At 67.7% G+C, this 12,596-nt stretch carries 10 protein-coding genes; 3 read left to right on the top strand and 7 right to left on the bottom strand.

What is annotated here, in order from left to right; all coding sequences use genetic code 11:
* Positions 1 to 158: 158 nt before the first annotated feature.
* Complete coding sequence (locus B5Y19_RS00375) at positions 159 to 566, top strand: flagellar assembly protein FliX (RefSeq protein WP_244555433.1); 408 nt, start codon at positions 159 to 161, stop codon at positions 564 to 566.
* A gap of 108 nt (positions 567 to 674) precedes the next feature.
* On the opposite strand, the gene B5Y19_RS00370 is transcribed toward B5Y19_RS00375, so the two are convergent.
* The 3 genes from B5Y19_RS00370 to B5Y19_RS00360 all read right to left on the bottom strand — a co-directional run bounded on the left by B5Y19_RS00370 (position 675) and on the right by B5Y19_RS00360 (position 3,085).
* Positions 675 to 1,220 carry a 2,4'-dihydroxyacetophenone dioxygenase family protein gene (locus B5Y19_RS00370; protein WP_079590944.1) on the bottom strand — a complete coding sequence of 182 codons (546 nt, stop codon included), beginning with the start codon at positions 1,218 to 1,220 and terminating at the stop codon, positions 675 to 677.
* Between the two features lie 230 nt (positions 1,221 to 1,450).
* Complete coding sequence (locus B5Y19_RS00365; RefSeq protein WP_055729005.1) at positions 1,451 to 2,188, bottom strand: SDR family NAD(P)-dependent oxidoreductase; 738 nt, start codon at positions 2,186 to 2,188, stop codon at positions 1,451 to 1,453.
* Between the two features lie 78 nt (positions 2,189 to 2,266).
* Positions 2,267 to 3,085 (bottom strand): hypothetical protein, encoded by an 819-nt coding sequence (locus tag B5Y19_RS00360; protein ID WP_139384204.1) that lies wholly within the window; start codon positions 3,083 to 3,085, stop codon positions 2,267 to 2,269.
* Between the two features lie 213 nt (positions 3,086 to 3,298).
* Here B5Y19_RS00360 and B5Y19_RS00355 point away from each other — a divergent pair, with 213 nt between their 5' ends.
* Complete coding sequence (locus B5Y19_RS00355; RefSeq protein ID WP_055728978.1) at positions 3,299 to 4,513, top strand: NADP-dependent isocitrate dehydrogenase; 1,215 nt, start codon at positions 3,299 to 3,301, stop codon at positions 4,511 to 4,513.
* Between the two features lie 263 nt (positions 4,514 to 4,776).
* On the top strand, positions 4,777 to 4,965 hold the full coding sequence (locus B5Y19_RS00350) for a hypothetical protein (RefSeq protein WP_055728979.1): 189 nt from the start codon (positions 4,777 to 4,779) through the stop codon (positions 4,963 to 4,965).
* 46 nt (positions 4,966 to 5,011) lie between these two features.
* Here B5Y19_RS00350 and B5Y19_RS00345 read toward each other — a convergent pair whose 3' ends face one another.
* From B5Y19_RS00345 to cckA, 4 genes are all read right to left on the bottom strand, one after another.
* On the bottom strand, positions 5,012 to 5,656 hold the full coding sequence (locus B5Y19_RS00345; RefSeq protein WP_055728980.1) for a hypothetical protein: 645 nt from the start codon (positions 5,654 to 5,656) through the stop codon (positions 5,012 to 5,014).
* The gene (gene alaS, locus B5Y19_RS00340; RefSeq protein WP_079590943.1) at positions 5,656 to 8,298 is read right to left on the bottom strand and encodes an alanine--tRNA ligase; all 2,643 of its coding nucleotides are present in this window, start codon (positions 8,296 to 8,298) and stop codon (positions 5,656 to 5,658) included. The genes B5Y19_RS00345 and alaS overlap by 1 nt, the downstream gene beginning before the upstream one ends.
* Before the next feature lie 282 nt (positions 8,299 to 8,580).
* Positions 8,581 to 9,666 (bottom strand): recombinase RecA, encoded by a 1,086-nt coding sequence (gene recA, locus B5Y19_RS00335; RefSeq protein WP_055728981.1) that lies wholly within the window; start codon positions 9,664 to 9,666, stop codon positions 8,581 to 8,583.
* A 388-nt stretch (positions 9,667 to 10,054) separates the two neighbouring features.
* Positions 10,055 to 12,559: a cell cycle histidine kinase CckA gene (gene cckA, locus B5Y19_RS00330; protein ID WP_055728982.1), complete on the bottom strand. Its 2,505-nt coding sequence runs from the start codon at positions 12,557 to 12,559 to the stop codon at positions 10,055 to 10,057.
* Positions 12,560 to 12,596 lie beyond the last annotated feature (37 nt).

Here is a 12,596-nt window from a genome sequence, read left to right as displayed (position 1 = left end):
GGGTGTTTTACCGGCTGTTAACCATGCCGGGCGAGGTTGGGACGGTCTGGATCGCCGGGCGCCTGGATCGGCGCATGATCGCGATCCATCAGTTTGTCGTATCGGACCTCTCCGAAAAGCGGTTCCCCCTTTTCGGCCCGATGCCAGCGAGGCCGCCGATGATCAGGATCGACCAGCGCGCGCCCGTCTCGAACGCCGGCCCAACCGGTTCCGCGAGGCGCTCGAGCGGCGCGTCCTTCTCGCTGCCGACGCAGGACTCCGCCACGGCGAGCCGCAGCAGCGGGGTCGGCGCGGCGGGGCCGCTCGACACGCTGCTCGCCGTCCAGGCGCAGGAGGATTCGCAGGATCGCAAGCGCCGGCAGGCCCGGCGCGGTCACGACCTGCTCGACGGGCTCGATCGGCTGAAGGCGGCATTGCTGGCCGGCCGGGTGTTGCCCTCCGAGCTGGAGCGGTTGCGCACGACGCTGGCGCTCCGGCGCGAGACGACCGACGATCCGCGCCTCGACGAGGTGCTGGCCCATATCGAGCTGCGCGCGGCGGTCGAGCTGGCGAAGCTCGGGCGGTAGGCACCGTCATGCTCGGGCTTGACCCGAGCATCTCGGAAACCAGAGCCTTCTCGTCATGAGATTCTCCGGTCTGCGCTTCGCTTCGCCCGAGAATGACGTCAGGTCGACCTAGCGGATGAACTGATCAACGTACTCCGCGCCCAGCCCGTTCTGGGCGTAGTGCGCGCGGCATTTGTCGATGCGGGTGAAGACGTCGTCATAGCCGAGGCACTTGCCGTCCGGGTCGACATAGATCATCGCGCCGTTCACCTGGAACATGGTGATCATTTCCTCGACATCGGGATCGACCACCAGCGTATGCGTCTCGCCGGGCGCCTCATAGACATAGGCGCCCTCGGTCGCGACCCAGTCATGCTCCAGGTAGCGCCACTTGCCCTTCAGCACATAGCCATGGACCGGCAGCGGGTGGCGGTGGCGCGAGAGCACGCCGGCACGGCGGACCTTGAGCAGGTTCATCCAGTAGCCGCGCGACACGCAGAAGAGCAGGGGGCGGAACCAGACATTGTCGTCGACCGGCACCCAGACGCGTTCGTCAGTCGGGATCACATTGGGGACGATCAGCTCCGGCGGCGATTCCTTCGGTTGAGGGTGGCGATAGGGCGTCCAGCGCTCCTCCTGCGTGGCCGCGACGGGCATCGGGCTCGTCGTGTTCATGGCGTCTCTCCCATGCTGATGATCTGATTCAACGGGTGTCCAGTCCGATTCAATATTTCCGTACAAGCGTTTGAAGTAACGTCATTTTCCGAAGTATCGCCGCTTCCGTCATTGCGAGGGGCGTCAGCGACGAAGCGATCCAGGGGGACTTGGCGAGGCACTCCACCCGGTCCCCCTGGATTGCTTCGCCGCGCTCGCAATGACGGCCTCTTTCGTTCGGGGAAAATATCCTAAACCGCGAGATAGCCGCCATCGACCGGCAGGATGGCGCCGGTGACGAACTCGGCCGCGTCCGAGAGCAGGAAGGCGATGGCGCCGCCGACATCGCCCGGCTTGCCCCAGCGGCCCATCGGCGTGCGGGCCAGGATCGGCGCGGAGCGCTCCGCATCCTCGACGAGCGGGCGGGTCAGCTCGGTCTCGATCCAGCCCGGCGCCACGGCGTTGACGCGGATGCCCTCCGGGGCCCAGGCAGCGGCGAGCGATTTGGTGAGCTGGCCGATACCGCCCTTGGACGCGGCATAGCCGGGCGCGAAGGCCGAGCCGTGGAAGGTCAGCATCGAGGCGATGTTGACGACGGCGCCGCCGGCCTTGTCCGCGGCCTTGGCGGCGAGCTTGTCCTTCGCGGCGAGGCACATCCGCATCGTGCCGTTGAGGTTGACCTCGATGGTCAGGCGGAAGGCGTCGATCTCGAATTCCTTGCCGCCGCGCTGGATCATGCCGGCGCAGTTCACCAGCGCGTCGATGCGCGGGCAGGTCGCGACGATTGCCGCGACCTGATCGTCGCTGGTCACGTCGAGCCGGGCGTGGCGGATGGCCGGGTGGGCCGGGGCGGCGACGACTTCCTCCTCGGTCAGGCCGGTGGCGAGGACCTCGTAGCCGGATTGGGCCAAAGCGAGGGCGGCGCCGGCGCCGATGCCGCGCGTGCCGCCGGTGACGAGAGCGAATTTGGTCGAAGTCGATGCTGTCATGAGCGGCAAGCTAGTGCGGCGGGCCGCGGCGGGAAAGGGCGCTGCCTGCAGGCCGGCATGCCGTGACGGCCGGGCGAGTCAGCGCAGCTTGTACTTGAAAGACAGCATGGCGCGTCCTTGCGTCTCGAAATCGCTGGCGACGAGCGGCAGCTTGCGCGCCAGCGCCAGGTCGAAGGAGGTCTGCCAGGGCAGGTCCGCGAGCTTGGCGAGATCGACGGAGAGCTTCATCTCCGGCGTCAGGGCGGAATGCAGCCCGTCGCCCGGCGCGAAGACGTAGTTGCCGGCCATGGCGAGCTGGGACGTCAGCGTCAGATGCGGAATCAGCTCGTGGCGGTAGCCGATCAGTGCCTCGCCGGTATGCTCGGGATTGCCGTAGAGCGAGCTGCCGCCCCCGGTGGCCAAGCCCCAGATGAAGCCCCGGCCGGAGGAGATCGGCTGGGCCAGGCGCCAGCTGATCTGCGCATCGCGCGTCGCGCCGGCGCTGGCGGGCGCGGAGAGCGTGGTCGAGAGCGAGAAGACATCCTTGCCGAGCTTGAAGCCGACAGACCGGTCTTGGGCAGCGCTCATCGTATCCTGGCGCGCGGCGAAGCCGTTGCGGATGATGTCGACGGGGATCGGCGCCCGGGCGCGCAGATGCGCACCGGAGGCGGCGCTGGCGCGGCCGATCGCCGCGAGAGCCGGGTTGAAGATCACCGCATCGGCGCCGGAGACCGTCGCTTCCGCAGCAGCCGCCTCGTCGGCATCGGGATCCAGCAGGGCCGCTCGCGGGATCGGCAGCTGGATCGCGAAGGGCTCCAGCGTGTCGTCCTGGGCGGAAACCGGGTCGGCGCCCGCGATGCAGGCGAGGATCAACGCAGCCGCTGCTGCGGCGGAAAGGGGCCAAATCGGGCGGAGCACGTCGTTCGTCCTGTCGCTGTGACGAGCGGTAGGTCAGGCTAGGCCGGGAAGGTGCCGATTTTGCGGCAGTGCAGCATAATCGGCATGCATCAGATTGCCCGAAAGCCGCGCTTCCCCCGCTGCCTCTAACCCGCTAGGAAGCGACCCAGCCGCGGGCCGCGGCCGCAAGCCGGGCCCGGGACCGTTCTATCTGGAGAGCACAGGGGTCATCGCATGAGCAAGATCAAGGTCGCCAACCCGGTCGTCGACATGGACGGCGACGAGATGACCCGGATCATCTGGCAGAAGATCAAGGACACGCTGATCTTCCCGTATCTGGACCTCGAGCTCGACTATTACGACCTCTCGGTCGAGAACCGCGACGCGACCAACGACCAGGTCACGATCGATGCCGCCAACGCCACCAAGAAGCACGGCGTCGCCGTGAAGTGCGCGACCATCACGCCGGACGAGGCCCGCGTGAAGGAATTCAACCTGAAGCAGATGTGGAAGTCGCCGAACGGCACGATCCGCAACATCCTCGGCGGCGTGATCTTCCGCGAGCCGATCATCTGCAAGAACGTCCCGCGCCTGGTGCCCGGCTGGACCCAGCCGATCGTCATCGGCCGCCATGCCTATGGCGACCAGTATCGCGCCACCGATTTCAAGTTCCCGGGCAAGGGCACGCTGTCGATCAAGTTCGTCGGGGAAGACGGCAACGTCATCGAGAAGGAGGTCTTCAAGGCCCCGGACGCCGGCGTCGCCATGGCGATGTACAATCTCGACGACTCGATCCGCGACTTCGCCCGCGCCTCGCTGAACTACGGCCTGATCCGCAAGTACCCGGTCTATCTCTCGACCAAGAACACCATCCTCAAGACCTATGACGGGCGCTTCAAGGACATCTTCCAGGAGATCTACGAGAAGGAGTTCAAGGCGGAGTTCGACAAGCTCGGCATCACCTACGAGCACCGCCTGATCGACGACATGGTCGCCTCGGCGATGAAGTGGTCGGGTGGCTATGTCTGGGCCTGCAAGAACTACGACGGCGACGTGCAGTCGGACACGGTGGCGCAGGGCTTCGGCTCGCTCGGCCTGATGACCTCGGTGCTGATGACGCCGGACGGCAAGACCGTCGAGGCGGAAGCGGCGCACGGCACCGTCACTCGCCACTATCGCGAGCACCAGAAGGGCCGCGAGACCTCGACGAACTCGATCGCCTCGATCTTCGCCTGGACGCGTGGCCTGGCCCACCGCGCCAAGCTCGACAACAACGCCGAGCTCGCCAAGTTCGCTTCGCTGCTCGAGAAGGTCACGGTCGACACGGTCGAGGCCGGCGACATGACCAAGGACCTCGCACTGCTGGTCGGCGCCGACCAGAAGTGGCTCTCGACGACCGGCTTCCTCGAGAAGGTCAGCGAGAACATGAAGAAGGCGATGGCGGCCTGAGGCACGCCCTCACGCGAAACTGACGAAGCCCGGCCGAAAGGCCGGGCTTTTTCATTGGCGCACAGCCAGGACAGGGAACGACGGCGCTTGGGTGCGCGTTGTCGGTCGCTGCTGGACGACGTGACCACCCGCTCCCATATCGATATGATGGGAGCCAATGCGGGTGGGCGCTTCGTGCATGAGGACGGTGCGCCCTTTCCTGCTGGCGAGGGCGCTGACTGTCGCTGTAGTCGAAAGAAGACTGGCCGATACGGAGAGCTGGGATGCCTGAGAACGCTTCGCAGATGGAACTCGACGAGCGGATCGCCATTGCCCGGAGGAATATCGCCGAGCTGATGGAACAGGCCACGGGCGTCTCGGGCGCCGCCGCCGAGGAGCGGCTGGCGACGCGGCTCAACGAGCAGCAGGACCTGCTCAACGAGCTGCTCAAGAAGCGCGAAGCGATGGGCTGAAGTACTCGCCGCGCGAGGTTGCAGGCGGCCCCGGCGAGCGTCCGGATCACTCCACGACGACGGCGCGGCGGGCGAGGATGCGCAGCCCGCTGACCGGGGCGTTCATCACATAGCGCAGCTCGTAGCTGCCCGGCTGATCCGGCGCTTCCAGCACCGACTCGACATTCTCCGCCGGGAAGAAGCGCGGGCCTTCCGCCTCGATGGGAGCGTCGGCGGCAACCAGCACGACGCGATCCTGCTCGCCGTTCGGCCCGATGCCACGCACGGGCAGCGCCTGGCTGCGGCCGACGCGGCCGGGTGCGGCGAGCGTGGCGCTGGGCTCGGTGGTGACGAGCGGCTGGCGCAGCAGGATGACGGGTGTGCCATCCTTCTCGGCGGTCAGGCGTAGCTCATAGGTGCCGGCGACGCCGGGCGTGGGCAGGGCGGGCACCGTGTTCTGCGGCTCGACCACGACGATCGCGCTGCTGGCGGGGTGCTCGGGGCGGGCTATGGCAAGGCGAGCGCCCTGCGGTGGTTGGCTCAGGAAGACGCCGAGCGGCGCGCCGGCCACGATGGTCCGTGCCGCCGACATGGCGGGGCCGGTTGCCGGCGCAGGCTTCTTCTTCTGCGCAAGGGCAGCCGCCGGCCAGAGGCCGGCAGCCAGCAACAGGGCGCGGCGGGAAAGCCTCAGGCCTGCCCCGCCGGTTCGCATCAGCCCATCGCGGCGGCGACGGCGTCGAGCGCGGCCTGCGCCTTGCTGCCGTCCGGCCCGCCGGCCTGGGCCATGTCGCGCCGGCCGCCGCCGCCCTTGCCGCCGAGCTGCTCGGAGGCCGCGCGCACCAGCGCGACCGCGTCGAAGCGCTCGGTCAGGTCGGGCGTGACGCCGACGACGACGCCGGCCTTGCCGTCATCGGCGACGCCGACGATGGCGACGACGCCGGAGCCGACGCGGGCCTTGGCCTCGTCGGCAAGGCTCTTCAGGTCCTTCATCTCGATGCCGGTGACGGCACGCGCCAGCAGCTTGGCGCCGGCGATCTCCTTGATCGGGTCCTCGGTCGCGCCGCCGCCGCCCATGGCGAGCTTCTTGCGGGCCTCGGTCAGCTCGCGGTCGAGCTTGCGGCGCTCCTCGATCAGGGCGGCGAGGCGGTTGCCGGCTTCGGCCGCGGGGACCTTGAGCAGGCTCGCCAGCCCGTCGAGCAGGCGCGATTCCTCATTGAGGCGCAGGCGCGCGCCATTGCCGGTCATGGCCTCGAGACGACGCACGCCCGCCGCGACCGCGCCTTCGCCGACGATGCTGACGAGGCCGATATCGCCGGTGCGCGCGGCATGGGTGCCGCCGCAGAGCTCGACCGAATAGGAGCGGCCGGCGGGGTTGGTCCCCATGGCGACGACGCGGACCTCGTCTCCGTATTTCTCGCCGAAGAGGGCGCGCGCGCCGGAGGCGATCGCCTCGTCGACGCTCATCAGGCGGGTCGTCACCGGCTCGTTCTTCAGCACGATCGCGTTGGCGATCTCCTCGACCTCGCGCAGTTCCTCCTCGCTGATCGGCTTGGGGTGCGAGAAGTCGAAGCGCAGGCGGTCGGGCGAGACCAGCGAGCCCTTCTGCGCGACATGGTCGCCGAGGACGAGGCGCAGCGCCTCGTGCAGCAGATGCGTCGCCGAGTGGTTGGCGCGAATCGCGGTGCGGCGCTCATGGTCGACGAGGAGTTCGACCGCCGCGCCGAGCTTGAGCTCGCCTTCCTTGACCGTGACGCTATGCGCGAAGACGTCGCCGAGCTTCTTCTGGACATCGCTGACCTCGACCAGCGTGCCGGGGGCCTTGACCAGACCGGCGTCGCCGACCTGGCCGCCGGACTCGCCGTAGAACGGCGTCTGGTTGACCAGCATGAAGCCGCTCTCGCCGGCCTTCAGCGACTGGACCTCGGCATTGTCGCGGATCAGCGCGGTGACCACGCCCTCGGCGGTCTCGGTGTCGTAGCCGAGGAACTCGGTGGCGCCGTGCTTGTCGCGCAGCGGGAACCAGAGCGTCTCGGTCGCGGCCTCGCCGGAGCCGGCCCAAGCGGCGCGCGCCTTGGCCTTCTGCTGCTGCATGGCGGCATCGAAGCCCTCGACATCGACCGTGATCTCGCGGGCGCGCAGCGCGTCCTGCGTCAGGTCGAGCGGGAAGCCATAGGTGTCGTAGAGCGTGAAGGCGACGTCGCCCTTGAGGCTCTGGCCGGCGGTCAGGTCCTTGGAGGCGTCGTCGAGCAGGGTGAGGCCGCGTGCCAGCGTGGTGCGGAAGCGGGTTTCCTCCAGCTTCAGCGTCTCGGTGATCAGCGCCTCGGCGCGCAGCAGCTCGGGATAGGCGCGGCCCATCTCGCGGGTCAGGGCCGGCACGAGCTTGTAGAGCAGAGGCTCCTTGGCGCCGAGCAGCTGCGCATGGCGCATGCCGCGGCGCATGATCCGGCGCAGCACATAGCCGCGGCCTTCGTTGGAAGGCAGGACGCCGTCGGCTATCAGGAAGGAGGAGCAGCGCAGATGGTCGGCGATGACGCGATGGCTCGCCTTCATCGGGCCGTCCGGATCGACCGAGGTGAGATCGGCGATGGCGCCGATCAGGGCGCGGAACAGGTCGATGTTGTAGTTGTCATGCGTGCCCTGGAGCACGGCCGCGATGCGCTCCAGCCCCATGCCGGTATCGATCGAGGGGCGGGGCAGGTCGGTGCGGATGCCGCCCGCGGCCTCCTCGTACTGCATGAAGACGAGGTTCCAGATCTCGATGAAGCGATCGCCGTCCTCCTCGGGGGAGCCGGGGGGGCCGCCCCAGATATGGTCGCCATGGTCGAAGAAGATCTCGGAGCAGGGGCCGCAGGGGCCGGTGTCGCCCATGCGCCAGAAATTGGCCGAGGTCGGGATGCGGATGATCTTGTCGTCGGTCAGGCCGGCGATCTTCTTCCAGAGGGCATGCGCCTCGTCATCCTCGGAATAGACCGTGACGAGGAGCTTGTCCTTGGGCAGGCCGAATTCGCGGGTGACCAGCGTCCAGGCGTGGTTGATCGCCTGTTCCTTGAAATAGTCGCCGAAGGAGAAGTTCCCCAGCATTTCGAAGAAGGTGTGGTGGCGCGCGGTGTAGCCGACATTGTCGAGGTCGTTGTGCTTGCCGCCGGCGCGCACGCATTTCTGGGCGGTGGTGGCGCGCGAATAGGGGCGCTTCTCCTGGCCGGTGAAGACGTTCTTGAACTGCACCATGCCCGAATTGGCGAACATCAGCGTCGGGTCGTTGCGCGGGACGAGCGGGCTCGACGGCACGACCTCGTGGCCCTGGGACTTGAAGTAGTCGAGGAAGGTCGACCGGATATCGTTGACGCCGCTCATCGCTCGTTGCGCTTCTCAAAACGGGCAGGGGCCGGGCTCGCGCCCGGCGGGAAGGACCGGTTCTAGTCAGGCGGCTCGCCCCTGTCCAGAAAGCTCGTTGCAGCGCACCACCTGCAAGGCCTTATCGGCAAACGAAAAGGGCGGCCCGAAGGCCGCCCGCTTGGGCTGGAACGTCATTCTCGGGCGGAGCGAAGCGTAGACCCGAGAATCTCTCTCAGGATAGGCCGCCTCATTCGGCCTGAGATGCTCGGGTCAAGCCCGAGCATGACGGCATTGGTTGTCTCAGGCTTCGCCTTCGTCGAGATCGTCCGCCGTCGGGGCCGCTTCGTCGAGGATGCGGTCGGCGACGAGGCCGGAATTCTGGCGGATCGTGGCCTCGATCTTGGCGGCGAGGTCCGGATTGGCCTTGAGGAAGCTCTTGGCGTTCTCGCGGCCCTGGCCGAGGCGCTGGCTGTCGAAGGAGAACCAGGCGCCCGCCTTCTCGACCATGCCGGCCTTGACGCCGAGATCGATCAGCTCGCCGACCTTGGAAATGCCCTCGCCGAACATGATGTCGAACTCGACCTGCTTGAAGGGCGGCGCGACCTTGTTCTTGACGACCTTGACGCGGACCTGGTTGCCGGTCGCCTCGTCGCGCTCCTTCAGCGTCGAGACGCGGCGGATGTCGAGGCGCACCGAGGCGTAGAACTTGAGCGCGTTGCCGCCGGTGGTGGTCTCGGGCGAGCCGTACATCACGCCGATCTTCATGCGGATCTGGTTGATGAAGATCACCATGCAGTTCGAGCGCGAGATCGAGGCGGTGAGCTTGCGCAGCGCCTGGCTCATCAGGCGGGCCTGGAGGCCGGGCTGGACATCGCCCATCTCGCCCTCGATCTCGGCGCGGGGCGTCAGCGCGGCGACGGAGTCGACCACGAGCACGTCGATCGCGCCGGAGCGGACGAGGGTGTCGGTGATCTCCAGCGCCTGCTCGCCGGTGTCGGGCTGCGAGATCAGCAGGTCGTCGAGGTTGACGCCGAGCTTGCGGGCATAGACCGGGTCGAGCGCATGCTCGGCATCGACGAAGGCGCAGACGCCGCCCTTCTTCTGGGCTTCGGCGATGGTGTGCAGCGCCAGCGTGGTCTTGCCGGAGGATTCCGGCCCGTAGATCTCGACGATGCGGCCCTTGGGCAGGCCGCCGACGCCGAGCGCGATGTCGAGGCCGAGCGAGCCGGTCGAGATCGTCTCGATCTCGATCGCCTGCGGGTTCTTGCCGAGCCGCATGATCGAACCCTTGCCGAAGGCACGTTCGATCTGGGAGAGCGCCGCATCGAGCGCCTTGGCCTTGTCCATCGAGGAGCCTTCCACGAGTCTGAGGTTTGCCTGATTCACGGTTCGGGCTCCTTATGGCAGGGCCAAGGGGACATCTCAATCAATCTTGACAGGAGAATGATCACTCTTTGTTCTTAGGGGCAAGTTCTTTTTTTGTTCTCGATGTCAGTTTCTGTCAGGAGAACGCGGGGGTGATGATTTCGGCATGGCGATGCCGTCATTCCGGGGCAGGCTGAAGGCCTGAGCCCGGAGCCCATGAACACGACATTTCCGTGGGGCGGGCTTGTCCCGACCATCCACGGCCGCCTTCGTGCAATGTGGCGTTCAGGAGGTGGATGCCCGCCACAAGGGCGAGCATGACGATAGCTGGAATGGCGTCGTGGCCATGGGTTCCAGGCTCTTCGCCGATGCGAAGCCCCGGAACGACGGTGCGGAAGACCTTCCGGGCTCAGCCCATCGCCGCCTTCACGGTCTCGACGAGCTGCTTCATGGTGAAGGGCTTCGGCAGGAAGTGGAAGCCTTCGCCCTCGGGCAGGTTCTTGCGGAAGGCCTCCTCGGCATAGCCGGAAACGAAGACGACCTTGGTGTTCGGGTTGCGCTGGCGCAGCTCGCCGAGCAGGGTCGGGCCGTCCATCTCGGGCATGACGACGTCGGAGACGACGAGGTCGATCTGGCCGTCGTTCTTCAGGAAGATGTCGAGCGCCTCGACGCCCGACGCTGCCTCGTGGACGGTATAGCCCCGCGAGACCAGCATGCGGGCGTTGAGCGCGCGCACCGCGTCCTCGTCCTCGACCAGCAGGATGACGCCGGCGCCGGTATGGTCGGCGGCGAGCTTCTTCGGCGCTTCCTTGGCGGCGGCCTCGGCGGCGATCTCCTCCTGGCTCGGGACGTGGCGCGGCAGGAAGATCTGGAAGGCCGTGCCCTTGCCGATGGTGGAATCGACGAAGACGTAGCCGCCGGTCTGCTTGACGATGCCGTAGACCATGGAGAGGCCGAGGCCGGTGCCCTTGCCGACCTCCTTGGTGGTGAAGAAGGGCTCGAAGATCTTGTCGATATGCTCCTGCGGGATACCGGTGCCGGTGTCCTCGACCTCGAGCAGCACGTAGTCGTCGGCGGGCAGGGCGGCGTGGTGGACGCTCGCGCAGTCCTCGCGGGCGAGGTTGCGGGTGCGCACCGTCAGCTTGCCGCCATCCGGCATGGCGTCGCGGGCGTTGACGGCGAGGTTGACGATGACCTGCTCGAGCTGGCCGAGATCGGCCTTGACCGGCCAGAGGTCGCGGCCCTGGCGGACGTCGAGCGTGACCTTGTCGGCGACGACGCGCTTCAGCATCAGCGAGAGATCGGAGAGCACCTCGCCGAGCTCCAGCACCTGCGGGCGCAGGGTCTGGCGGCGCGAGAAGGCGAGCAGCTGCCGGACCAGCGCCGCGGCGCGGTAGGCATTCTGCTTGATCTGCATGATGTCCGGGAAGGACGGGTCGGTCGGCCGGTGGCTCGCGAGCAGGAACTCGGAGGCGTTGATGATGACCTGCAGCACGTTGTTGAAGTCGTGCGCGATGCCGCCGGCGAGCTGGCCGACCGCCTGCATCTTGCCGGCCTGGTCCATATTGTCGCGCAGCTTGCGCTCGGCCGTGGTCTCCAGCGCGTAGACGATGGCGCGCTCGCCGTCGCCGTCCTCGGAGGCCGCGACGGGGGTGAGGTAGAGCTTGGCCGAACGCCCGTCCTCGCCGGCAAGCGCGAGATCGAGCGGGCTGACCCCGGCGCTGCCCTCGACCACCTCGGCGATTGCGCGCTCCAGCCCGGCATCCGGCGCGACCAGGTCATGGATGGTGTGCAGCTGCTTGTCGGCCGGCGCGAGGCGGGCAAAGGCGGCGTTGGAGCGTAGGATCGCCCCGGTCCTGTCGATGGTGGCGATCGCCATCGGCGTGGAATGGAAGAAGCGGGCGAAGCGGACTTCGGCATCGCTGCCGCCATCGGCGCCGGCCTCGCCGGGCGCGCGATTGAGGACGAGGGTGCGGGAGGAACCGGCGCGGCCGTCCTGTCCGAAGGCGACCTGGTGATGCAGGCGCACCGGCAGCGGGTTGCCGTTGCGGCGCTTCAGGTCGACGTCGAGCACCTCGACGCGGACATCGCCCGGCTGGCCCCTGATCGCCTGGATCAGCGCGGCGGCGGCCGGGGTGCAGATGTCGTCGAGATGCAGCCCGCCCGAGCCGAAGCGGGCGAGGTCGAAGTCGAGCCAGCTCGACAGGGTGGCGTTGAGATAGGAGACCTCGCCATCGGCATCGATCGAGATGAAGCCGGCGGGGGCGTGGTCGAGATAGTCGATGGCGTGCTGGAGTTCCTGGAAGGCGTTCTCCTGGCGCTCGCGCTCGGGGGTGATGTCGGACACCGACCAGAGCGTGGCGTTGCCGGTCTCGCGGCGAACCGGGGCGACGCGGACGCGATACCAGCCGACCTCGCTGCGCCCGTTGAGCGACGGCTCCAGCCGCACCTCCTCGACGAGGCGGCGATTCTCGCGGGCGGCCGCCGCCAGCCGGTAGATCGCCTCCGAGACATCCGCCCGGCCGGTCAGCAGGCGCCCGACCGGCTTGAGGTCGTTGGCGCCTGTCGCGCCGGCGAGCGCCAGATAGGCCTCGTTGGCATAGACGATCTCGTTCTCGCCCTCGGTGACGACGATGCCCTCGTCCGCGCTGTCCACAACGGTCTTGGTCAGATCGTTGCGGGCGGCCCGGCCGGAGAACTGGATCAGGCCGATGGCGAAGGCGAAGAGGCCGAAGACACCGACCACCGAGAGAATGGCGAGGAGCCCGAGGATGAGCGGCTGCGCCCATTCATTGGCGATGAAGCCGAGCGCGATCGCGGCGCCGACGAGCAGGCCCGCCACCAGCAGGATGACGCCGATATGGCCTGGCTTGTCGGAGCGATCGATCGTTGTGGTCGCCGTGGTGCCGCTCATGCGGTGGAGTCCGTTCGCTTGGGGCCGCACCGATAAC

Source organism: Allobosea thiooxidans, from assembly GCF_900168195.1.
Classification (GTDB): Bacteria; Pseudomonadota; Alphaproteobacteria; order Rhizobiales; family Beijerinckiaceae; genus Allobosea; species Allobosea thiooxidans.
Note: the sequence above shows the minus strand (reverse complement) of the source record. Positions and strands in the feature narration are given on the sequence as shown.

Excerpts from the sequence above, each read along its gene's own strand:
- B5Y19_RS00345 (WP_055728980.1), bottom strand. The coding sequence starts at position 5,656 with ATGCGAACCGGCGGGGCAGGCCTGAGGCTTTCCCGCCGCGCCCTGTTG.
- B5Y19_RS00355 (WP_055728978.1), top strand. The coding sequence starts at position 3,299 with ATGAGCAAGATCAAGGTCGCCAACCCGGTCGTCGACATGGACGGCGAC.
- B5Y19_RS00365 (WP_055729005.1), bottom strand. The coding sequence starts at position 2,188 with ATGACAGCATCGACTTCGACCAAATTCGCTCTCGTCACCGGCGGCACG.
- alaS (WP_079590943.1), bottom strand. The coding sequence starts at position 8,298 with ATGAGCGGCGTCAACGATATCCGGTCGACCTTCCTCGACTACTTCAAG.
- B5Y19_RS00350 (WP_055728979.1), top strand. The coding sequence starts at position 4,777 with ATGCCTGAGAACGCTTCGCAGATGGAACTCGACGAGCGGATCGCCATT.
- B5Y19_RS00370 (WP_079590944.1), bottom strand. The coding sequence starts at position 1,220 with ATGAACACGACGAGCCCGATGCCCGTCGCGGCCACGCAGGAGGAGCGC.
- cckA (WP_055728982.1), bottom strand. The coding sequence starts at position 12,559 with ATGAGCGGCACCACGGCGACCACAACGATCGATCGCTCCGACAAGCCA.
- B5Y19_RS00375 (WP_244555433.1), top strand. The coding sequence starts at position 159 with ATGATCAGGATCGACCAGCGCGCGCCCGTCTCGAACGCCGGCCCAACC.